Annotated in this window: 18 protein-coding genes; 15 read left to right on the forward strand and 3 right to left on the reverse strand. The window is 39.7% G+C overall.

From position 1 onward, the window contains the following. The first annotated feature begins 111 nt into the window (after positions 1-111). On the forward strand, positions 112-1,377 hold the full coding sequence (locus KJB35_RS01190; RefSeq protein ID WP_285469031.1) for a hypothetical protein: 1,266 nt from the start codon (positions 112-114) through the stop codon (positions 1,375-1,377). A gap of 130 nt (positions 1,378-1,507) precedes the next feature. Here KJB35_RS01190 and KJB35_RS01195 read toward each other — a convergent pair whose 3' ends face one another. Beyond that, complete coding sequence (locus KJB35_RS01195; protein WP_285469032.1) at positions 1,508-2,740, reverse strand: hypothetical protein; 1,233 nt, start codon at positions 2,738-2,740, stop codon at positions 1,508-1,510. A gap of 665 nt (positions 2,741-3,405) precedes the next feature. On the opposite strand from KJB35_RS01195, the gene KJB35_RS01200 reads away from it, so the two are divergent. The 14 genes from KJB35_RS01200 to KJB35_RS01265 all read left to right on the forward strand — a co-directional run bounded on the left by KJB35_RS01200 (position 3,406) and on the right by KJB35_RS01265 (position 19,733). After that, positions 3,406-4,524, forward strand: coding sequence for a HAMP domain-containing sensor histidine kinase (locus KJB35_RS01200; protein WP_285469033.1), 1,119 nt, complete (start codon positions 3,406-3,408; stop codon positions 4,522-4,524). A gap of 100 nt (positions 4,525-4,624) precedes the next feature. Further along, positions 4,625-5,641: a hypothetical protein gene (locus KJB35_RS01205; protein WP_285469034.1), complete on the forward strand. Its 1,017-nt coding sequence runs from the start codon at positions 4,625-4,627 to the stop codon at positions 5,639-5,641. A gap of 264 nt (positions 5,642-5,905) precedes the next feature. Further along, positions 5,906-7,360 carry a hypothetical protein gene (locus tag KJB35_RS01210; protein ID WP_285469035.1) on the forward strand — a complete coding sequence of 485 codons (1,455 nt, stop codon included), beginning with the start codon at positions 5,906-5,908 and terminating at the stop codon, positions 7,358-7,360. A 313-nt stretch (positions 7,361-7,673) separates the two neighbouring features. Further along, positions 7,674-9,188 carry a hypothetical protein gene (locus KJB35_RS01215; protein ID WP_285469036.1) on the forward strand — a complete coding sequence of 505 codons (1,515 nt, stop codon included), beginning with the start codon at positions 7,674-7,676 and terminating at the stop codon, positions 9,186-9,188. 89 nt (positions 9,189-9,277) lie between these two features. Further along, positions 9,278-9,670 (forward strand): hypothetical protein, encoded by a 393-nt coding sequence (locus KJB35_RS01220; protein WP_285469037.1) that lies wholly within the window; start codon positions 9,278-9,280, stop codon positions 9,668-9,670. Between the two features lie 80 nt (positions 9,671-9,750). Next, entirely contained in the window at positions 9,751-10,662 is a 912-nt protein-coding gene (locus tag KJB35_RS01225; protein ID WP_285469038.1) for a hypothetical protein, read from the forward strand. A gap of 135 nt (positions 10,663-10,797) precedes the next feature. Beyond that, positions 10,798-11,358 (forward strand): hypothetical protein, encoded by a 561-nt coding sequence (locus KJB35_RS01230; RefSeq protein WP_285469039.1) that lies wholly within the window; start codon positions 10,798-10,800, stop codon positions 11,356-11,358. A 64-nt stretch (positions 11,359-11,422) separates the two neighbouring features. Then, positions 11,423-11,908: a hypothetical protein gene (locus KJB35_RS01235; protein WP_285469040.1), complete on the forward strand. Its 486-nt coding sequence runs from the start codon at positions 11,423-11,425 to the stop codon at positions 11,906-11,908. Between the two features lie 185 nt (positions 11,909-12,093). Next, positions 12,094-15,750, forward strand: a complete 3,657-nt coding sequence (locus tag KJB35_RS01240) for an ATP-binding protein (protein ID WP_285469041.1) — start codon at positions 12,094-12,096, stop codon at positions 15,748-15,750. Continuing rightward, complete coding sequence (locus tag KJB35_RS01245) at positions 15,747-16,382, forward strand: hypothetical protein (protein WP_285469042.1); 636 nt, start codon at positions 15,747-15,749, stop codon at positions 16,380-16,382. The genes KJB35_RS01240 and KJB35_RS01245 overlap by 4 nt, the downstream gene beginning before the upstream one ends. After that, positions 16,379-17,668 carry a hypothetical protein gene (locus tag KJB35_RS01250; protein WP_285469043.1) on the forward strand — a complete coding sequence of 430 codons (1,290 nt, stop codon included), beginning with the start codon at positions 16,379-16,381 and terminating at the stop codon, positions 17,666-17,668. Before KJB35_RS01245 ends, KJB35_RS01250 begins: the two co-directional genes overlap by 4 nt. Continuing rightward, positions 17,665-18,522, forward strand: a complete 858-nt coding sequence (locus tag KJB35_RS01255; protein ID WP_285469044.1) for a hypothetical protein — start codon at positions 17,665-17,667, stop codon at positions 18,520-18,522. The genes KJB35_RS01250 and KJB35_RS01255 overlap by 4 nt, the downstream gene beginning before the upstream one ends. 84 nt (positions 18,523-18,606) lie before the next feature. Continuing rightward, positions 18,607-18,975, forward strand: coding sequence for a hypothetical protein (locus tag KJB35_RS01260; protein WP_285469045.1), 369 nt, complete (start codon positions 18,607-18,609; stop codon positions 18,973-18,975). 125 nt (positions 18,976-19,100) lie between these two features. Continuing rightward, the gene (locus KJB35_RS01265; RefSeq protein WP_285469046.1) at positions 19,101-19,733 is read left to right on the forward strand and encodes a bifunctional 2-polyprenyl-6-hydroxyphenol methylase/3-demethylubiquinol 3-O-methyltransferase UbiG; all 633 of its coding nucleotides are present in this window, start codon (positions 19,101-19,103) and stop codon (positions 19,731-19,733) included. Between the two features lie 333 nt (positions 19,734-20,066). Here the strand turns inward: KJB35_RS01265 and KJB35_RS01270 are convergent, their stop codons facing one another. Continuing rightward, entirely contained in the window at positions 20,067-20,948 is an 882-nt protein-coding gene (locus KJB35_RS01270; RefSeq protein ID WP_285469047.1) for a hypothetical protein, read from the reverse strand. A 26-nt stretch (positions 20,949-20,974) separates the two neighbouring features. Next, positions 20,975-22,777 carry a hypothetical protein gene (locus KJB35_RS01275; RefSeq protein WP_285469048.1) on the reverse strand — a complete coding sequence of 601 codons (1,803 nt, stop codon included), beginning with the start codon at positions 22,775-22,777 and terminating at the stop codon, positions 20,975-20,977. Between the last annotated feature and the right edge of the window lie 92 nt (positions 22,778-22,869).

Raw genomic sequence — 22,869 nt, forward strand, 5'->3', positions numbered from 1 at the left:
GCGAACATGGTAGTTTGTCTAAAAATAAACACCTAACAAATATGGAAAAGTCTCCATTGCTGATATTTGGGTTCGTAGAAGATTAGTGCGGGTAAAATAGTGAAAAACACAATGAATTTGAATGTTTCCCCATCGGCTTTAATGACCGAAGAGATGCTTCTGACTAACGTTTCATTCGAAAAGAACTACGTAAACATCTTTGATAAGAAAGTGGTGTCTTGCGATTTTGGAGCGCCCAGACTATTGTCGCTGGTGGCACAAAACGATACTGATGTTGATTCTGTTATGGAGTTACTCCAAGAAAGAGTTGATGTTTGGGTTAACTACGAGTCTACAGTGTCAGAAGAGATCGAGGTTAGTTGTTTACATGCACTACGTGATGATGAATCCGCAGTTAGTATCGCAGTCTTAGCTCAAATGTTGAAACCGTCATTTGTTATCAATGACTTAGGGCTTTTAAAATCAGATAAAGCGCTAGTGGTTGACCTCATCAAATACGGTTCTTTCGAGCAGTACGAGTTCTTACTTGGCAATCCTGCTGTCGCTGAATTTCACGGCGTTAAAACTGAGCTTAACCTTCGACCTGTTCGAGAGTTACTTCGTTTTTTTGATTTAGATTTCGGTGATGATGAAGAAAGCAGTTTGGAAAGGCTCTACAAGTTAACGTCACTTAAGAGTTCATCATCCTTTTTGAGTGGTAATTTTGGTTTGAACTTACTTGGTAAAGCCGAGAATCTTGCTTTAACTGAGTTGGTAAAAAGTGTCACTAATTTAGCTGAACTTGTACGCCAATTCAAAAAGCTAGAAGGTGAGTTTATCAAGAGCGACAGTGAGGGGATGGGTATTGATTTGTTCTCTATCAAATCACCCATTGTTAAGCGTATTCAGAGAGTTATTGCACAAACAGTGATGTCCTTCGTTGTCAACGATGCCATTGATGGTGATGCAGAACTTTTAATTCAGTTTATTGTTGTAGCGGTATTAAGTGGGTGCTTTAAATATCATCCGTCTGAAATTGGTACTTTGATGAGTTACGCACCTGTTGACGGAAAATTCACAGCACCACACTTTGTAATTTTCGACGGCGTTGATTTCGCGACCGATGAGAGCAAAGCGTGGAATGGGGCAAATTTTGCCACATCACTTTTTTTGAGCTTAGCTTGGAAATCAATCAATCCCGAGATTGATCAAAAACACATTTGGACTAGAAATTATATTTCAGTGGCAGAAGAAATGAGCATGACTTTGCCAAGTGCAGTTCTTTCGTCAAAATTAACTGTAAACAAGGACGAGTTGCCGGACTTTAGTGCACTTAATTCCATGACAATTGCTGAGTTGTTGTGGAATATCAAACATCGTAATTTGGTGGCAGCATAGCTCGAAACTAGCTTAAGCATTATTGCAAAAACCTTTACACATTTTGGTAAAGGTTTTTTTTGCATTAAAACAAAGCGCTACTACATCTCAAGTGCTGCGATGTTGTACAAGCTCGTTGACGAAGGTTGCCTTATTGGTGGAGGATTACTTTCTCCACTGGCTCTGGTGCTTTGTATGCTGCGTACCCATTATCTAGTATAAGGATTTCATCCATTGAGATAAGGCATTGGCCCGGAGAGAATTTGCGCCTTCTGTCTCCATGTTGTTTATTGGACTCATCGCCTTCTGTTGCCAGAAGAACGTGATACAGGTAATGATGAGATTTTTTTAGCGTTAAATGGTATGAATCACTGTAGTCACAATAAATTCTGCCTATCCTATTTTTTTTAGCTAGATTGTCGACTTTCGAGAATGCCTTTAATAGCACTGGATCGTAATGGAAACCGTCGTTTGCTGAGAAAGTGAAGGGGGTGTGGAAGCTTTGGCGTCTCTCATTCAAGGCTCTACCTATTTTTTGCAAGGCTTTAGCCATCGAATTGTGGATTCCTATTGGGCTTTTTTCCATGCATCTATTCATCACGTAGACAAGTTTGTTTTCTTTAATAAAATTTCTGTAGTCAGATTCCTTGAAAGCATCCTGATTTTCGATGGTTATTAAAACTACATCTCGCTCACGCTGCAATTCGTACGCGAAGCTATAAAAATTAAGGAATGAGTTCATATAATGGTTATTGTCGAAATGGATCATACCGCCTCCTGTTTTCATCAACTGAGCAAGTAACGACTCTTGTACTTGGTTGGCTCCTGAGCCTGCTGTTCCGCTGATGAGCACTCCGGACGCTAAATCCCCTCGGCTGAGTTTAACGCACTTAGAGTCGCTAAGTTGTGGTATATTGAGCACTAGGGGGTATCTAGTGCAGATCTCTTCTACAGAGTCCTTGTGACCTTTATTCACCCAAGATTTCATTAAATCAGCGATCGTTTCTGAGTGTTTCGTTTTCGCATCTCGTCTGATTAATCTAGGGATCTCTGCTTCATGAATGTAATCCTTTTGCTTTGGGTCTTTGTGTTCTGCCTCAGCTAACTTACGGGAAAACATTTCATACAACAGGGAGCCATCACCTCCACTCGTCATGTCTTCATAAATAGTTTTGATTACAAATGACTCAAAGCAGCTTCTACTTGTAGGGTCATGAGAAAATGCGACCAGTTCAATCAAATGCTCACTCTCTATACGACTCATCCTGAGGCTTGGGATTTTCTTAAGCTCAAATGTTTTAATTATGGTCGAGTGGACGATATCGTCACACTTGTAGTAGCGTTCAATGAGGCTCTTGCAGAAGTACTTAAGCAAGTCATTCATTGACATGTCCCAATAGACAATAGTGTTCCTGTGTGAGTGTTTTATGATTGAAGCATTGAGTAAATATGGGAAAATAGTGAGATAGGTTTTGATATTAAAACCACAGTCTCCACTTAAGTAACAGTCAAGCCTCTTGATTTTTTCGTCTCGAAACCATGGAACTGTGACTTTGTTGAAAATTCCGAAACCCGTTGATTGATAGCAATTGTGAATTTTTGATTCAAACTTTTGCTCCTGATTATACAGCTGTTTAAGATCGAGATTTTCAATAGGAATAACGTTGTTTGGTGTTTTAAGAGATGAGTTTTTTTCAATCTCTCGTATATACTCTCGGTATCCGCCTTTAAAGTTAAGCCCCGATGTTATTGAGTCAAGCGCGACTGTGTGTTTGACGTTGGAAGACTTCTTTAAGATCTTAGCGAAACTCATTATGTCCGCTTTGTTTACAAAAACTTTTTTCATGATAATTGGTACTAAATTTTTTAGTTTTCACCTTGTGCTTTTCGCTTTGATTAGGCGTCAAGGCTCACCTGTTTAAAAGTTACTTAACATTAAATCTGAATGTAAGGGAGAGGTTTATTTTGTTGTAATGCCACAATATTGACATTTAACTCGGTCATGTTAGTCTGTTAGTTCAAAGTATCCTTTTAAAGGTGGTATTTATTATGTTCTCTAAAGTTGGAAGTTCGTGTTTCTCACTCGTCGTTCAGTCTGGATTGTCCGCTCTTGACCTTAGTCAGGAAGAGGTCGGCTATCTAAGAACCAAAGAATTAGAAAACGAGAATTACAACACGACAGTTTTGGGTTTCTATGTGCATGAACAATGTGTAGTCGATTCCTTGACCAAAAAATACACTGTTCTGAACATTGAAAATGTTGATGGTGGATATTTCTTGCTGTTAGGCGCATATAACCGTTCTAAGAGCTCAACTTATCATGAAGATCCGAAAGACAAAGGTCATAACTCATTGGTTCGTTTGAATAATGAAGCGAAAGATCTTTTGGATAGACAGAGAAACTGTCCTAGTTCTGTTGATAGTTATGAGTTTGCCCGTTGTTTAAGTCGTTACGTCAACAGGTACGGAAAGGTAGAAGAAACTGCGAGTAGTAAGCGTTTTATTGAAGAGTATGATTTTATGCTTTCATTGGTTTCATATTCGCTAATCTCAACAGCTTCTTTGCACAATGTAAGATCCTTGCATTCATCAATCCATCGACGGATCGCAGCTCTTCCAGAGGGTTATGATAAAGTCCAACTTAAGAAGGATTTCGATGAACTTTATTCGCTGTTGGAGTTTTCATGGGAGCTCAAGCCTAGTGAATTTTCATCTTATCCTCAAGAAGGCAATGAAGTGTCTAAGGCTGTTCATGGTTTTGCTGAAAGGGTTACACATAAAAATGTTGTTATTAGTGATAATCTGACTCGCGATGCACAGATTAACCCACTCCGTACCAATCACAACAAGTTAACTTATTGCTTTCAAATCCTATTTGATAACGCCGTCTACTGGGCGAAAGACCGCGTGGGTATTGAATTGATTGATGTCGACGATGGTGTTTATAACAAAGCTCTTATTGTTAGCAATGATGGCGAAGAGATTTCTGAGTCTGATATTGGAAAATTATTCACTAAAACAGAATCGAAGCGATTGTTTGGGGGAAGTGGAGTTGGTTTGTTTATCGCGAAACTCCTTTCCAAGCAAGGTGGGTTTGAAGTTTTCTACGACAAAAACAAAGAATATGGTGACACAACATCTTTTGTAATTCGTTGGAGATCACGTTAATCCTAATATTTGCGAGAGTCATCGACTTTTCGGTTCGCTTTTGTTTAGTGATAGAGGCTCAATGCTAGACTCGTCGTGTTGTTTACAAATGGAGATTAACGTGAAAAACACGATTGAATTTAGCCCAGATTTGAGTCGTTTTAGTGTCAATCAGTCGGTTGATATTAATCGTCTTGAGGCTGACTTTAGCTCATCAGAGTCAGCTCAAGATGAGGGGTCTTTTTGGGATTTGTTTAGTCCGGCTGAGAAAGTTGTAATCCATTCGCGCTGCAAAGAAAATAACCAAATCACGGATAAGAGCAAGTTTTCACATGCTGATTTTTATTTTAAGGGCTTTGTTGAGCCATTGCGACTCGGGGGCAAGCCTTTTGATGGGCTCCGTCTCTCCGATAAGCCTGACCCTGAACTGATTGGTGCTTATTTTTCTGAACTTGAGGTAGCAGAAAAGTTCGGCATTAATGCTTATCTCGGGCTAAGCAAATTGATAACGAAAGAAGACTGCAATTCCATTGATATAATTGAGTTTATTGAGATTGATGTAGATAAAAAGTCTCTTCTTGTTAAAAGGCAAGATTCCATAAATAGTGAGACTTTAAGTGTCTTGTTAAAAGAGCTTCATAACAAAGTTATGTCTGATAATGGTGACGGCTTGGTTATGGATTTTGCGTCTACGTTTGTCGGTGGAATGCTTATGGATGTGAGCCCTAAATCCGTCCTTGTTTCAGACGAATATGATTTACTGGGCTACTCCGATTTTGAGCTTGTGGAGTGGACAGAGACTAAATTGAACGGTTCTATAATGGATGTTCTTGGAAGGCCAGTGATAGATATGGCTGACGAAGACGGCAAGTGTCCCACTCAGTACAATAGGTTTTTTCAGTATTCACAAGACCTGATAAAGAAATTGGACTTTGTTCCCTTACCTTTGAATAAGTCCGACAATGGCATGTCTGTTGACTCTATTGAAGAACTTCTAATTACTCCTGCTGGAGCGATACTTGCTGGCGAAGTCTTTTTTTTGTTAACTGATGTGCTAAGAGCCAAAATGCTTAATCTGGGTGATCTGATAAAACTTCATCACGACCTAAAACCTTCATCCTCTGTCACATTTCATTAAAAACATCCGCCAGCATCAGAGATTCACTAGAGGGCGGCTTTCTTGTTGACACCTAACTGGAACATGGTAATATTAGACCTGTCCAACGGTGCAGATGAAATAAGCTGTTGCTGGGACAGGGCGATAGCCTGCCGCTCTCATTTTATGGCGAAAATGAAATACACATTTCAAAAACTAAATAAACACGAGTCTCCTTTGTTGGTGTCTTGTGGTAACGAGAGCAACTACAAATGAATAGGCACATATACAAATATAGGATTGACCATGTTTACCTCTAAACGACAATACAAGACGTTAACTTCTCTTATCTCTAGAGCTTTTGATACAAAGCTTGAAAAAACTCGTCATAAAATTGCTAAGGAGGCAGGCTTTAAGAATGCAAACGCTTTTGAGGCAACCATCCCTGAAGTTGTGTCAGCGACAGAAAAAGCCGAGCTAATGGTATGTGTCGACGATTTGGGAATGAAGTATCTACTCTCCGAAACAGAGTATGAGCACACTCTTTCAATTGAGGGTAATATTCCAACAGTATATCGCATTACCTGTAACCGAGTGGTATCACTAATCCTTCAAGGCTTCACCGTCAATTCAGAGGCACTGTTAACTCAGAAAATGACACTTGGTGACTTTGAAGCGACCGATTATTACGAGAACTTTGAGTCCAAGAAAATATTCATTCTCTCTTCTTCGGATTTTGAGTCTTACGGTATGAAAATGTACTTTGCTACTTTCATGCAAAGGGTTAAGCCTGAAAACATTATCACAGATTTAGAGTTTCTTGAGAGAAATCCTGATCTGGTTCGCGATCTACTGGAGTCAGGATCTTTATATCAGTACAACTTCCTATGTGAGAACTCAGGGTTAATCGAGTCACTTGGTTTACAGGACTCACTCGTTAACCGTTATCTGGATCAAATTAGTCTTTTGTGTGACGACGATATTAGCGACTGGCACCTATGTTGTGAGATGACCGACCTGTTGCCGAGTTACTCTGAAGTAGTCGCTTGGAGGTTGGAATCAGATCGTCAAAAAGCTCTTTCGTTGTTAAAAACTCCTCCGGTAGAGTTTGTTGCATCTTTATCTGTTCTGAGTGGCAACATTCCCAACACGGCGTTTATTTCAAAACTCCTTTCAAAGAACCTAGTGTTGAATACAGCTTCAGAGGAAATCAACTCATGGCTTGAGTCTTGTAAAGTATACAGATTGGACAATAAGAATAGCTACGTGCGTACAGAGTTAGAAGAAGCAGTTATTCGACATGGCGCTTTCGGAGTGGATGTCGTTGCTCTTTGTATCTCGGAAAGGCTACGTTTTTCGGATACGGTGGACTTTTATTTAAATTTCATTGAAACACTGAGTAATCTAGACATCTCTCTTGATTCGGAGTTCGTAAAAGAGGCACTAAGTACTTTTCCCGAAGAGAGCATCTTTAATAATGGTGTGATCGGTTCTTTTCGCGGCGTCGAGAAGCATTCTGACATGTATATGTACAATCAGTCGCTGTTAGCAAATGGAGTATTATGGTTGGCTTACAGTGCAGTGCAGGATGAATATCCACACATTTGCAAAGAGTTAGTGCAGAAGGTGTTTTCCGCTTTACCAAGTGAACTATTGGCCGAGCCTGTGAATTTCAAAGTTCATCTAAGTGACCCATGGGGGTTTGCCGAGCAATCTACAGTGCAGGATATTCTCAAACTGGCACTCAAAAATAGCAACTAAGTAAGCATCATCTATGTAAGGAGCACCTCATCACGAGTGTGCTCCTTTTGCTATTAATGGTCACGACATGCAATTCCTATTTAATTGCCCGAGTTGTTAGTAATAAATTGACATTGATTTCGAACATGGTACTATTACCCCCGTTCTTATAACACAGGATGGAATAAGCCTTGTTAGAACAATAGGTAAAAACCCTAGCCGCCCTCATTTTGGCAAAGTTCTGAATTAAATAATTAAACTCTAAGCGCACTATCTGTATGTGTCTTAGTGGTAACGAGGGCAACTGCAATTAGACACAATTATAGGAGTTCGCATGACTGTATTCTCATCTACAGCAGATCTTAACGCTGTTTCAAAACTAGTTTCTTCAATTTACCGTTCTAATCTATCAACTGTACGTCACAAGATTGCGGTTGAGTCTGGATACAAAAACGATAACGCTCACGTAAACGCAATCAAAAAGGCGAATCTAAAAGATAGCTTGCCTAAAAAGGAACTTCTGAATGGAGATCGAATCCCTCTAAGTTTGCTTTCAAAAGATTCAAATATGGACTGGGTTCCTCCACATGGAATCAAGACCTATGGGGATGCTTACTATAACTTAAGCTGTCCTATCGGGATTAAGCTTGTTTTTGACGGTTATGAGTTCACTGACGAACGGCTGTTGACTTCTTTGTGGAAGATCTCTGAATCTGATGAAGATACCGACTATTCTGATTTCTACACTTATGAGCAATTTTCCATTGAGCCTTGCGCAGGAGATGTGGACGATTTTGATGTCTTCTTCTTTGCTACTTTATGCCAAAGAATCGACCCATATCGTTTTATTGATGATCTAGATTTTCTAGAGAATAATCCTGAACTAACAAAAGACCTTATTCAAAAGGGTTCTCTTCCTCAGTACAACTTTTTGACTGAGCATCCTTCGTTGATTGAAAAACTTGGGCTGCAAGAGCTCATGGCGAAACGCTACTATGATTACATCAGGTTGTTCACATATGAAGAGATCGGCTCTCTTTGTGACTTTCCGATTCTACATCTATCTTCCGATGCCGTGTACGAAAGCACTGGATACGCTTTAACTCTACTTGAAACACCAAAACCTGAGTGGTTCACTCCTAGCGTATGGGAAATGATTGAGTATTACGGGAAGGACTCTTTTGAAATTGAGATCCTTGACGGTTTTTGTGGTGCATATGATGGAACCGAGCTTGCCGCAAATCTGCCTTATGTTGTGAAGTCACAGACTGTTGAAGGACGCAATTTTAATTACTCCTTGGAACAGGCAGCTTACCTACGTCATACACAATTCTTTGTTGAGGTCGCTGCTTACAACGCCTTGAATGGAGGTGAGTTCTTAGAGGGTGAGCAGTCACCGTATACACTTTCTTTGTTACTATCTGAGCGACCGTTAGATCTGTCTTCTGACATTATTAATAAGTTTCTTGCTACCACTCATTCATTTGATGGTCGTGCATTCCCTATTGGGGTGGCGGTAACGTGTGGACAACTGGTTGTGTCTAACTCAGATGTTGCTGATGAGAACATGTACGAAACAATGCATTTTGATATGTGCTTTCTAGGTCAGCTAATTATTAGTCAATGTGCACGATTAACTCGGATGTACGCATCCGCAAAAGATGAAGGTAAAAAAGAGCTGCCAAGAGCAATTCTAAAAGACTTGTTTCATCGATTGTCGAGTAAGCAACTTGAGACTCTTATTGACCTAAGTGCTATTGGTCTAAGCGATGAATACTCACTATATAAAGAAAAAAACGCTAGAGATTGGTTAAGAGCTGCCCTAAAGAAAATGGAAGAGATTGGTTAGTACTGGTTTCTAATATTGGCACAGTCACGATAAGTTATGATTGTGCCTGTTTTAATCTAAACGTAATTATATGAATAAAAAAGGTGATCATGAGTTTCACAGATGAACAGATTTACAAAGAGGCTCTTAAAAGACTGGTTAATGGTTGCAAAAACATTGAATCTGGCAGACTGGTAATAGCCACTTGTGCTCACTCTGCGGTTGATTCGATATACATGTCAGTCGAAAGTGGGGAAGAAACGGTGACGGTTTCTTTTGTCTGCAACGGTGAGGGTATGCTGGCTGTTATTAACTTGAATAATCCAAACAAGGTTGAGCTCATGTACGAAGAAGAACATGAGTTTGCGGGTTTTCTTACGATACGTGGTTTTTTTGAGTTGTTGAGCTCAATCCCCAATATACATGCTCATATCGATAATAGTGAAAGACCAGTAACTGCAATGGGTTTGCAAATAGCACGTGAATACATCAACACACATTAGGTTCATTTCAATTGAGTCTTGGTGCTGGTGGATGTTGAGTTCAGCGAAGTTAGTTTTTATCATCCACATAAAAGCATCTGATGAATTCAAAATATCGTAGCTACATCAACAACCTAACCTGTAAAAAAATTGTTTGTGGAACCTATAGGTGCCACCGACAATACTTCCCTAAATCCCTTCCATTTCTAGAAAAAGAAATTGAGTGGCATGTTCCACTAAAGATGTTTAAGCAAGGGTTGCTCGTTGTTGGTGACCCTTCAAGGAAGACAAGACGTCAGTTTACAAACAACTATGTGAAATCTTTAATTACCAATGATGTAAAGGTCATTTACATTACTGATCAGAATTTAAGAGGTTATCAGGGGCACTTAGAGCCTCTGAGAGGCTTGTTTGATGTTAAAGATGGTCTATGCAAAAAGGATGTTGAGTTTTGTTCTTTGACTGCTGATTGCAATTCAAAATTGTTTGAATCTGACGTCAGGCTGCAAATCTTTCAACCGGAATGGGAAGTCGCAACAAAAGGTGTTGTCGATACTCACTACAACTCAAGCCTTATATGCTTATTGAACGCGATTGCTGAAGCCGACCTGAGCTCTTTCAGTTTAGGCACGAGGACTCAAGAGGTTGTAGTTGTGCTGAATGAAGGATATTGCGTTGATAAATCGAATTCAGGTGAATTGGAGAAGGCTATATGCTGGTTGAGAGGAAAAGGTGTTGGCGTCGTCATCTCATGTAACAACTCATCGAGGTTTAAAGGTGTTTTAGGATCGTTTGGTCACTACATCTTTACTGGCTTGCTTGACCCATCAGAGGAAATTGAATTGCATGACTTCTTTCATGTCGAATCTGTAACGGATGATAATTCCTTGCACTCACCACGTGTTAATGTTCGCGATTTGATGTCGCATAGAGGCAATGAATGCCATCACATTGTAAGAGGCGTGAATGGTGAAGATTGTTTCCTTTGTGTTGCCAATTTCAAATCTGAATAAGTGAAGAGCCGCTTGGGTGTTTCTTGTTATTGTTTCCAGAGTTCTGGAAACTAAATGACATTATCGCTATTGAGACAAAATTTTTTCGTTAGGTTTTCAACTGGTGGCATATTTCTTATCTTTTAAAGAAACGATATGAAATCAAACTTTCTTAAAATTACCATCGTACTTGGTTTGTCTTCGCTGATGTACGGGTGTGGCTCTGATGAAGCTACTAGCAGCAATGCTCTTCCAAAATTCCAACAAACTCAAATTGACTCATTCAACAAGGTCAGCGCCCAATTCGAGAACGTAGACAAGGTCGGGATTCCTGAAGAAGGACGTAAAATTGCGGCTAGCTTCAATGATAACTATGGCAACGCCGCCTCCCATTTTGATAAAAACCTTCTAGAAGTAAAATCAGGTATCAGTGCGAATATCTCTGAACTCAAGGGGCAGCATGAGAATGATGAGGCTCTATATGAGGAGAAATGTAAAGTAGGGCAAAGTTGGACAGATGACGCCTGTAATAACCTTGGTGAAGGGGTTGTTGAACTTTCTAACTTAATCAAAAAGCGTGAGTCTGACTTGAAAAACATGGAGGGCAAGATCGGGGCAGAGAAGAAGAATGCCTTGAGTAAAATCTATGTTGATCACATCAATAAATTCAAAACACTGGCATCAAAGAACAATATTGATATTGATTTCGGAGAATAAACACAATAACGTTAATTAGGTTTTTAATGGCTCCAATGGTGGAGCCGTTTTTTTTGGAGGAATTTTGAGACTAAAATACTTGAGACTTCGGACGCCTGATAAAATGGTCTCATTTGCTCGACTTTTGCAAGGTGAGTCTTCATATCTCGACAAATTAATCGCTGGATTCCGAAATGTTGGTTCGATGCATGAGTTTGCTGAGAGGCATCCGGTGTTTGAGCATGAATTTCCAGTTAGAGATGGTTACTTTGTTTTTGGGCAGTCTGCGTGGTTTTGCTATAACGGCGTTAGTTACGTGCTCAGTTCGGATGAGAGAAACCGTGTTTTGGTTCAAATTGAAAAATTAGAGTCGGTTTATACCGTAGGCTCATCACTAAAAATCAATTTGCTCTATAACTCAGAGCTTTCTGTTTTTGGTAACGTTAGCGACAGGACGAAGCGGAAAAAAGAAGCCTTACTGCTTTTAAAAGAAGATGGGCTTTCAGGAAGGCGACCCACTTTATTACTCAGACTTCGGGTGGGTGTCAGGAAGGTTCGTTATAAGGATTGAAACTTCTTGCTTTGTGATAATTGTGGCATTGTAGGTGAAGTTGATGGAGTTAAACTGGCTTGTGATTGATTGCATAAAGTTCCGTATAAAAACCCATCATTCAATGTGATAATGACTAATAATTCTTGATAATTGCAAGCCACTATAGAAAAATATGTGGCATTATTGCTAAAGAGAAAAATGTCATGTTCCATGCAGGTCTGCGAAAAATATTCGCCATCAATTCTTATATTAAGAAAGCGCTACTCTCAGAATTAGAGGTTGATGCCGCTACTCAAATAACTGGTGTAAACGGCATCGGCAAAACTACTCTTCTTCGTCTGATACCAATTTTCTATGGCGCAGAGGGACGACTTGTAAGTCGAAAGACTAATGTCAATCAGAGCTTTAATGACTTTTACTTACCGCGTGCTGATAGTTACATTGGTTTTGAGTTTGCTTCAGCTCGTGGTGAAATCAATCATGTAGTACTTCATCGCCATCCTACTAGCGGCCAACTGGTTTACCGCTTCATCAAAGGCTCGTTCGATAGCAGTATCTTTATCAAACATGACCTCTCTGGCAAGGCACGAGCTATACCAAGCTCTCAGCTTACTGCTGTCCTACAGGATTCAAACGTTAAGTTTGAGCGTGCTGTTACGAGCGTCAAAAAGTACCGTTCAATCATCCAGCACGTGAACCCTTCGTCATTTGAAAGTGAGTTTCTTGCGTATTCTTTGTGTAGCGGTCGCAACGATATCAAACACATTGAGAAAATCACTGCTGCTCTAATTCAAGGCTCCTTTAGCATGTCTGACGCAAAAAGCCTGTTTATTGAGATTTTAGATCGTGAGGACGCAGATTTAAGATTTGGTCTAGAGGCTTCTCAAGTTGAACGTTGGTGCAACGACTACCGTGGTCTTGGTAATTTCTTGGATAAGAGAGATATGTTCTCAAAGGCTGTTCAGAATAACCAGATGATTCAAGAGATTGCAGAAACACTTTGCCAGACTCTTCATATTTTTGGTGAAGAGGAGAAGCTGAAAAGTGAACAACTTAAGTCAATCCAATCTGAAATTAAAGAACTCGCATCTTTAAGTGCAGATAAACTTGAGACGATCGCCTCTCAACTACTAGTTCATGATTCGGAACATGCGACTGCTTTGGAAAAGGTTCGTGTTGTAAGCTATGCGATCGATAACGCTGAAGAGAAGTTGCTGAGTTATGAAGATGAAGGGATGCATGAGTTAAGTGTTCAACTTGATTTCTTGCCTGAAAAACGAAAGCAACTTGAGCTAAATGAGGCTAGACACTCTGATTTACAGAAAAAAGTTAGCAATGTGGAGTCTCAGTACGATAAGGACGTTTCGGTTGCCCAAGCAAACTACAATGAGCAACTACAAGGGATTCAAAATCAGATCGCTAGCTTAAAGCTTAGTGAGCAAACGGGCATTAATGAAGTTAATGAAACCTTGCGTTCAAAGAAATTGACACTAGATAGCGGATTCCGCTCAGCGTTTGGTGAGATTGTAGAGCGCGAAAGTGAAGACTCAAAAACTCTAGCTGTTTTGAATCAACAACTTTTGACCGTTAACGCTCCAGAGAAAATGCTCAAAGAGCGCTCAGAACTTGAGCGAACAATTGCACGTGAGCAAGATGCATTATCTAGTCAAAGACTAGAGCACAAGGAAAAAGAGAACGAACTTTTTAGGGCTCGAACTGAACGCAATAACGAGCTTGATAAGGTTGCATCTTTAAGCTCGACGATAGAAGCAACTCTAAATGAACTTGGTAAAGTTCAACTCAGATTAGATCCTAAAACTGGGACGCTTTATTCGTTTTTAGAGGAAATGATGCCAGAATGGCGTTCATCTCCATTAGGTAAACTACTTCCAGAATCAATCCTCATGAGTGATAAGCTTTCGCCTGAACTTGAAATGGCAGGTGGTGACCTCATTTACGGGTTAAAGCTTGATGTAACGTCTCTTCCTGAGTGTTCAGTGACCAATGATAGTGACAATGAGAAGCTTTTAGAGCTTATTGCACAGCTCGACTCATTGAATGAACAAAAGGGTCAGTTAAGCTCAAAGATTGAAAAGCTAAACTCACTAATCCCAAGTCTTGAGCGTGAGATTTCAACTCTTGAGGGTGAAATTGAAATTATTTCTGCTCGTCTAAATCAAGCTAAAGATAACTTCGAAAACAAAGTCGTAGCAATTTCTCGTGAAAGAGAAAATGCGAAGAAATCTCTGGAGACTGAGGTTAAATCAGTATCAAGTCGCTTATCATCTCTTGCTCAAGAGAAGTTAGCACTAACTACTAGTCATGATGAGTCTGTTTCCAATATCGAGAGCGCAGCTCTTGAAGACAAGATGAATCTATCTACCGCTACGGAAGCTAAGATTAACGCCCTTGATACGCAAAAGCTTGAACTGACAAGTTGTTTTGACCAGACCCTTACTGCATTGAAGTTGGAAAAGGAGCAAAGACTTAGTGAGCAAGGTGTTTCACGTGAGGTCTACGCAAAGTATGAGTCTCTTATCTCTGAGTTAAAAGTTGATATTGATAAGATTCAAGAAAAAGAGAAAGAGATTCTTCGCTATCGTGAATGGCTAAAGGAGTACCACACACTTCAGCCTTCGCGTCGCAAGGAAAAGGCCGATCTGAACTCACAACTGAGTCAATTAACGAGTGCTATCTCCAAGCTAAAGCATGAAAGAGAAAAGATTGAGAGCACCAAGAAGCAACAGACTAAACAACTTGAGTCTGAGAAGGCTCGTTTGACTGACCATTTAGAAAAGATCTCTTTCTTAACTGCTCGTATTGCAAACAACCAAGAGTTACACAGCAAGCCTGCATCTGAAAGTATCGGATACCAAGGTGATTTACTGACCTTGTTGAATCAAGCGGAGTCTTCACTAAAAGATTACGCTGACAGAAAGGTGGTGCGCTCAAAGGATGTGCGTGAACTTGAAGAAGTTACTCGAAGTCTAGGTGAGGGTGAACTACTTGCTCTTTGGAGAGATACGTCCTCGCAAAGAAGTGGCAACTCAGATGGTGAGCACATTCAGGTTCTAGATGAGATAATTACAAACATCATTCCTCAAATTACTGCAATGACAATTGCTAGTGCCACAAATATGGGCAGTATGCTCGTTAACTTCAAAGATGCTTTGTTGGACTTTGACAAGGAGATTAAAGGGCTAGGTCGCAAGATCTCAGAGCAGGTGCGTCAAATTAACAATTTCACAATGGTTGAAAGTATTGACATAAACGTTGCTAGCACACTTAGCAAAATCAGTGGGTGGGGTGATATAAACGATTTCGCTGCAATCTTTGCTGAGTGGGACAGAAGCGGCGCTAATACATTACCTTCGAAAGAGTTCTTCTCTGCACTAAAACTAGTAGCAACTCACATCACTGAAGATAAACTCAAAAAGCCAGCGGAACTCTTCGATATTAAGTTTGAAGTCGTTGAGAATGGCAAGAGAAAGGTTGCAGTCACAGACAATGACATGAAGATTCTGTCAAGTAATGGCACCAACCTTCTGATTCAATCACTGCTCTATGTTTCGATGCTGTCAAATCAGCGTGGTTCAAGTTATTTGTCAATCACCTTTCCTACAGATGAGATTGGCAAGCTAACAGCCGAAAACCAAATTGTGCTCATGAAGCTACTTGAGGCAAACAACTTTAAGATTGTTGCAGCTCTACCTGATCCGAAAGGGCAAACTATGAGCTTGTTTAAGCACTTGTACCACATTACGCCAAAAGGTGTGATTACAAACAAGAAAAACCCTTCAAAACTTGAGCTTGCGAAGGAAAAGAAGCGTTTAGCTAAGGAACATGAGGAAAGCAAATGATTACTGCACGAGTAACAGAGTCACTTTTAAGCCAAAAGTTTATCTGCCCACATTCAGATCGTGAGGGTTATGTTGCCCTCAACGATGAAAAGAATCGAATTAAGATTGCATCAACTCTAAGTGATCTTAATCGCGTGCTTAAACAAACAAGCCGTGGTGGTGCGTATTATGCAGCTTACAAGAGCGTGAACGGGTCTAACAAGGCAACTTTGCGTAGAACGCTACAAGATTGCCATGAGTTGATTAGACCTGTTGTAGGGTTCATTGCGCTCGTTTCTGAAGCTCAACAGGCGGATTCAGTGTTGGGTTCAGGTGCAATTCTTACTCAAGAAAAAGTAATAACGCAGATCAACTCTAGTCAATCGCTACAAGGTCGTCTCGATAAGGTGTGTCGACTGCCAAAAGTAAAACAAAGAAAACACTTAGAGACTACGCAGGAAAAGGTAGAGCAGGTCTTTGAATTCTTGAAGAGAAACAGCCTTGTTGCTTTATCAAATAAGGAGCGTGGAGAGTTCACGGTTACAGGTAAAATGGACTTTATGTATGAACTAATAGAGTACATTGATAATCGCGAAAACATTGTAGAGCAGATGGCTGAGCAGAAAGATGCCCAGCAGGAGTTGGGAGTTTGAGTGGATTTAGTAAACACGGTGGCGTCGAGCACCTTCTTAAACTTTTAGACTCAGGCAAGGATGTTTTAGTCAAGGCGTACGTCGAAGGTACAGTTACTGAGGACTTCAACAATGCTGGCCGCATTGCAAAGCTATGTGAGGGTCGAGCGCTTATTCGAACAGCACGTGGCTACCGCGTGCATCCAAAGCTAGAAGGCTTTTTCAATTATTTTTTAGAGACTGAAGCATCTCAGTATTTAAACACTCAACACGCTGAACGAATTCCTGAGATTAGTGAGTTGTGTGACCGATACCTTGAGTTGAAACTTAAGGGGTCGAATAAGAAGCTACAGGACGACACCTTTGATCTGCTTGAAGCTGTAGTATACGAATTAATCATGGACTTGACCGAGTCATGTCGTCGACTAAGGGCGCGTGTTGAAGATGACTTTGGTTACGGCAAAACCTTGCATCAAAAACGGCTTGAAAATGAAAAGGCTGTTTTACAAGCGGAGCGGCTCGTAAAAGGTCTTAAGTCATTCTCCTTTAGATTGCTAGCTGAGTTTGCTAGTGATTGCACAGAGATTAACTCGTTGCTTTGCGGGGAGCTTTATACTGCCATTAGGCGCTGTCAGGCAGACTTAGAAGTTACAATGGAGCGACTTCGAGCTCTCATGCTCAAATATCGAGAGCGTGAAAAAGACCGAGATTTGATCTCGTCGTTCGATAAGTTCTTAGATCAAGAGCACGAATGGGTTGTGGACTTAGACTCTTACTTCCCAGATGAAAAAGACCTTGAAGAGCAAGCTTTATTACAGAAATTCCATGTAGCAGAAGGGCTCGAATTAGCTTCTTGTCCAGACATAGATGACTGCGATCAAGATGATGACCTGACTTCAATTACTGAGGCGATGCTAACCTCTTCAAATTCAGAACGAGAGGTTAAGGAGTTGAAGATTTCTGAAGCCTTGGAGTTTTCAGAAGAAGTAGATGAACGTGAGGTTGAACTTGAGGAGATTGAAAGTCACTGTGATAACTTGTTCACTAAGGTCTTTGAAACTGAGTCCAGTATGTCAGCTGTCGACTACTACAACTCTATCGAGTCTTTGAATTCAGACATGCCACTACAATGTGATTTGGATGTTTGGTTATTCGGTGTAATGAGCTTTTATGGAGCTATGACTTCCGAAAATAAAGAGACCTTTATCTGTGAAGGGGTTGGTGAACGCACCTACAAACCTGATGGTTTCACAGAGTCGTACGGGAACACACATATAGAAGATGTGATTATTGAGTATGTAGAGTGATAGATTCAGAAAAGTTAACCAACAAAGATCTTAACTGGCTGTTTTCTCTGAAATTGTCAATAGCAAAGGACTACACATCGACCCGACGCAGTGGAATAGCCAAATATCTTAATGAAGAGTTTGGTGTTGGGTTTGTGAAAGGTGGCTATATTCACCTGAGTAGAGATGACAGAATTAAAGTGAGAGGGCTTTTAAAGCGTTCTTTAGGGTTTGATATCTATCGAGACCCTATGCCTAAAAGTAGAATCGAGACAGCCAAGATCGTCTCGAACGAAAAGCTTTGCACAAAGCCTGTTCGCAACAAGTTAATCTCACTATCGTCTCAAAGCGGTGTGATAAAAGTAAACGGTGAAGAGTTTAAGCTTTTCTCTGGGGGCTACATGACACTTCCGATGACGGAATTAACTTCAATTGAGCATAGCTCAGTCGTGGTTGTTGAAAACTTCGAGGCATTCATCGCATCTGCAAATGTTGAGTTTGATTTGGACGACCCTCTAATTCTCTACCGTGGGGATAGTATGGGGGCTGTTGTTTCGAGTGATATACGTGATGTGTTAGGGGTCGACTTTATTTACGGTTGGTTTGATTATGATTTTGCGGGTATTTCGCTCGCGAAAAGTATGAAGTGTGATGCCATCTTTCTTCCAGAGGTGTCGGATTTAGAACTACTGAAATATGGGCGCGAATCTCTCTACGAAAAGCAGCAAAAGTACCTTAAGGGCATTGAAGGCTGTATTGAGCATGAGAAGTTAGAACCATTGGTGAGAAATAAGGTTGGGCTAACTCAGGAAGCAATAATCGCCCATGAAATTAAGATGGAGAGCTATTCGATAATTGGTTGCCGACAAAATTGATCTTTAGCTATAATGCCACAAATTGTCTTTATTGATGAACGTAAAGAAATTGTTCATTAAATAGTTTTTAAGGAGATTTTGGCGATGGCAGCTCAAAAAGTAGTCCGCAAGTACGTTAGGTTTACAGAGTGGAACGATCATGAAGGTGAGCGTTGGCACCGTTTCATAGATATGAATGACCCAAACCTACCAGTGCTAGAAAGCATAGTGAATTCTCTATCTGGGGAAGAAGATTGCCCTTACAAGTTCAAGAGAGACGAGAGTGGGGAACTTGCTCTTTATTCTGAAGAGTCGGTCAACATGATTATTGAATCGTTCGATGATGACTGCGGTTACATGGATGCGTATGACCGCGCTGAGGTTAAAGAAGACCTTCAAGATAAAGTCCCTTCAGGCAAAGATTCTTTTGAGTTCTTTGACTCTCAGATCTACAAAATGCAGTGGGCTAAATAAGCCACTACCAAACTAATTAGCGTTTCCACAGGGAACGCTTTTTTTACGCCTAAATCATGCGATCTGGGTGAGCGGTAGTGTCTTAGATCGTGTGGTTTAAGTGCGTCAAGCATAGGAAACCACAGATGAATCCAAACTTTAAGTACTACTCAGAGAACTCGGAAAAATTAAACCAACAATACAATTCAGTAACTTTTGAAAACGTGCACAGCCAGTGGATGGAATATTGGCCTAAGGCAACCAACGAAAACAAAGTTATTCATGTACTTGATGTAGGCGCTGGTACTGGTAGAGATGCAGCATGGTATGCCTCGGCTGGTTGTAAAGTTACAGCTGTAGAGCCCGTAAAAGAGATGTTGGAGCATGGTTGCTTGAACACTGAGGGTCTTGATGTTGATTGGGTATGTAGCTCCCTTCCGGACTTGAATGGCGTGCCAAAGTCAGCTGGTGGGTATAACTTCGTTGTATTGTCAGCTGTTTGGATGCATCTGAACAAAAGTGAGAGACGATGTTCACTGAAAGTCATTAGTGAGTTACTGACCGAAGGAGGGTTGTTGATTGTCTCTCTACGTCATGGAGGATTTGATGACGGTAGAGTGTCTTACGATTTATCGGTTGAAGAACTTGAAGAGCTTTGTTCTGAGGTTGGGTTGATTGCAAAGGTGTCCACTAGCGCCGAAGATCGGCTAGGGCGAGGGGGTGTTTTCTGGGAAACGGTTGTTATAGAAAAGGCAGGGAGTGTTCAAAAAGCGTTCTAATTTGGCTTAACTGTACATAATGGTACTTTTGATACGTTGAGAAAGGATCTCAAATAAACAAAATAAAACAGTTTTTGACTACAAATTGAACATTTTGCCTTGCGGTATGAATTCGCCACTTTGTGGGGGATTTCGGTTTGGTATCATTGGGAAGAATAGCGGTGCCTATTTCTTGAACTAGAAGTGGGTTAAATTGGTTTTAGATTCAATATTAACAAGTTAGAAAAAGCACCAAGCAAGGTAAAACATCGGCATCTATGTGGAGAAAAGTTAATAGCAAATGGAGCTAGTGGCTAGGACTTTTCTTCACATAGAAACCTTCCATTTCGCAACTTAGCTCTTTATATGCTGAAGATTTAATCTATTTATGATTTCATCAAAGCTTAAGTTCTCACCTGACATATCGGTCTCGAAAAGTACCTTATCAAAAATGAAGATTCCATTTTTACTCTGGTCATCACTTCGGGTGATTAATCCATCACTTCGTATGGTTAGCATTGGCATTTCAAGCAAGGTGTGGTGTTTATGGGTCTCGTCGTTGCCAACAAATACAAGTCTGTTAACTTTTCGCACAAGCTTTTCAAAATCGACACCTTTGAAATTTCCGCCTTTTTCAGGTTTTGATTTTGAATACTTATGCGTTACAAAACACGCCAGAGCCGTTTTTGGCTTAAATCGTTTTACAGCTTCGTTCCCATCAACCCTTAGAACATTGCTACCGTATCTTACGAGTTGGTTTCCGGAGTTTTGAAGCTCTTCCATTAAGACTTTATTGTGCTTTTCAACCCTAAAATCAGGGTGTTGCATATAGTTGTCAGTGGCCTTTATACCTAATTCTTTTGCAATAATCCCATTACCAGAACCAATTTCTATAGTTTTGGTAAGATCTGGAATTAGTTTCCTTAAATCCTCCATCAACTCGATAGTCGGTAGAACATAAATTCCACTTATTTGCATACATATTTTTACATCGCGTAACGAAAAGCGTGACAAAAGGTCTACATGGTCAACGATTCGAGGTAAACCATTTTCATCAACAATGTACGGAAGTACGTTTTTTCTGACCAAGTTTACTTCTTCTTCGTCAACGACTGAGAGTCCCGATAAGCCCTGAGTGGCTAGTCTATTTAAGATTAATTTGTTCATAGCGGAAATAGTTAAAAAGGAAAATAAGGTGGTAATTTTACATGCTGACCACCGTGGATGCCACTCCACGATGATCTCATTTTTCTTTTAATGAGCTAGATATGATTCTTTGCTAGCTTCTTGCCTCTTTTGATTCGGCTATCAGGGAGGTCAATTCCCGTTATAGAGCATAGCTGGTTTAGCGCTTTGGTCTCAGATAGATTGTTAATTATCTGGTATAGTCCGAAGAGGGTATCTTGATAATCTTTGACTTTTGTGTGAATAGATTTGTTATTTAGGTAATCTGTTAATGCTGTTTTTCTATATAGAGACAATGCATGTTCGACGTACTTAGCAAGATCTTTTGTGGTTTGAATTTTACCACCCGATGGAATTATTTTTGCTGGGTTCCCTAATCCATAACCCGCTGAAATACTTTCAGGGTTTGAACGAATGATTCTTCCCATCATCATATATTTATTATAAATAGACTCTCTATCATCTAGATTTACATTCAAAAGTTTTATTTCTTTGGTGTTACTTATAGACTCAATGTTATTAAAAGAATGAAATAATAAATTTATCGTATCTTCTATTGATGGGATGAAATCTATTCCAAAATGATAACCCCAAAGTGATGAACTTGGTAAAATACTTTTTAACTCTTCTATTTCCTTTTCAAATTCGAAATAAAAATCAATGAACTCCTGATTGTATGTGTTTTTGATGGTATTTCTATTTGATGAAGCAGCATAGTTTAGCGATACCGATATCATATTGATCGATGAATCATCTTCCTCTTTCATTGCTAAATAACGATTCACAGCTTTGTTGTATAATGTTTCTAGTTTATTAAAGAATTCTTTATTTGAAACTAAATATGAGTAATATGCTATAGAATTAGTTGCAATCATATCAAAAAGATCTGAGTCGGGTAATTTTTCTAGCAATTTATTTTTGCTTGGAGTGTTAATATCACGCTTGAAAGCATCCATTTCTCGCTCTGCGTATGGGTCTTCTGATTTGTCAAAATGTTCTTTTATTGTGTCTCGGTAGTTTTGTGAGCGCTTAACAGCATTGGTGAACGAGCGTAGATCTGTTAAATCAATGTCTTCAAATAATAATTGGTGTTCATCAAATATCTTATTAAAGTACTTTTCCTTTGACACTTTATCTGGCAGGTTTAGATACACTTCGCCTATGAAAAGTTTAAAGAGTCGATTGAAATCTTTATCCTTGTATGGCTTATTGAGGTTCTCAATTAAATCAGTTTCAAGCAAAATATCTTTTGCAAAAATAAGAGCTTGTTCAAATGATGTGTTTTTATCATCATAATATAAATCAATCGAAGATATGTAAGTCTCTAAACCGTTTCCTTTGGTGTATTCACACGGTTTTACTGATACCCTTTCACAATTAAGTAGTTTTTGATCGCGATTGATTACTAGAATCTTATATTCATCAATTAAGCTAGATAATTTATTACAAGTAAACTCTGTAAAGTTATTCGTTAGCTCTACGGCTTTTTCGAAGTCTTTAAATAGTTTTTCGTCAGACGATGCTTTTAATGCCCCGTTCGTGAAAAGGCTTATATTCCATTGAACGTGGTTTAAAGCTATTACATCATTAATCAGACCTTTTAATGTTTCAATATCATCGCAGTATTCATTAGGAATTCTAATTGCACTCCTATTTGCAGTATCGTTTTCTCTGAGATGGATACTGATAGATTCCAGTAAAGACATTCTTGAATCATTACTGAATTTAGATAAGTAGTTCTCTAAAGCACCGTAAGCCTCAAACTGGTCTCTGTATAAATGGGAGGTAATGTTATAAAAGACTGCGGTTTCTAATGCTTTAAATAACTCTTCTTTATAATTTTTCATTCTTCGTAAGCTCTTTTGTGTGACAGGTTGCATTTCTATCACTCCCATAGCTGATAGTCAATGCGCCTAACACAGTCTCAAGATTTATGTCAATATCAATACTTAAAAAAACACATGTGTGATAA

It is taken from the genome of Vibrio sp. D431a (assembly GCF_030248655.1).
GTDB lineage: Bacteria > Pseudomonadota > Gammaproteobacteria > Enterobacterales > Vibrionaceae > Vibrio > Vibrio alginolyticus.

Bases quoted from the DNA above. Each gene is read 5' to 3' on its own strand.
- KJB35_RS01265 (WP_285469046.1), top strand. From the start codon at position 19,101: ATGAATCCAAACTTTAAGTACTACTCAGAGAACTCGGAAAAATTAAAC.
- KJB35_RS01200 (WP_285469033.1), top strand. From the start codon at position 3,406: ATGTTCTCTAAAGTTGGAAGTTCGTGTTTCTCACTCGTCGTTCAGTCT.
- KJB35_RS01240 (WP_285469041.1), top strand. From the start codon at position 12,094: ATGTTCCATGCAGGTCTGCGAAAAATATTCGCCATCAATTCTTATATT.
- KJB35_RS01220 (WP_285469037.1), top strand. From the start codon at position 9,278: ATGAGTTTCACAGATGAACAGATTTACAAAGAGGCTCTTAAAAGACTG.
- KJB35_RS01230 (WP_285469039.1), top strand. From the start codon at position 10,798: ATGAAATCAAACTTTCTTAAAATTACCATCGTACTTGGTTTGTCTTCG.
- KJB35_RS01210 (WP_285469035.1), top strand. From the start codon at position 5,906: ATGTTTACCTCTAAACGACAATACAAGACGTTAACTTCTCTTATCTCT.
- KJB35_RS01245 (WP_285469042.1), top strand. From the start codon at position 15,747: ATGATTACTGCACGAGTAACAGAGTCACTTTTAAGCCAAAAGTTTATC.
- KJB35_RS01275 (WP_285469048.1), bottom strand. From the start codon at position 22,777: ATGCAACCTGTCACACAAAAGAGCTTACGAAGAATGAAAAATTATAAA.
- KJB35_RS01260 (WP_285469045.1), top strand. From the start codon at position 18,607: ATGGCAGCTCAAAAAGTAGTCCGCAAGTACGTTAGGTTTACAGAGTGG.
- KJB35_RS01190 (WP_285469031.1), top strand. From the start codon at position 112: ATGAATTTGAATGTTTCCCCATCGGCTTTAATGACCGAAGAGATGCTT.
- KJB35_RS01195 (WP_285469032.1), bottom strand. From the start codon at position 2,740: ATGAATGACTTGCTTAAGTACTTCTGCAAGAGCCTCATTGAACGCTAC.
- KJB35_RS01225 (WP_285469038.1), top strand. From the start codon at position 9,751: ATGAATTCAAAATATCGTAGCTACATCAACAACCTAACCTGTAAAAAA.
- KJB35_RS01215 (WP_285469036.1), top strand. From the start codon at position 7,674: ATGACTGTATTCTCATCTACAGCAGATCTTAACGCTGTTTCAAAACTA.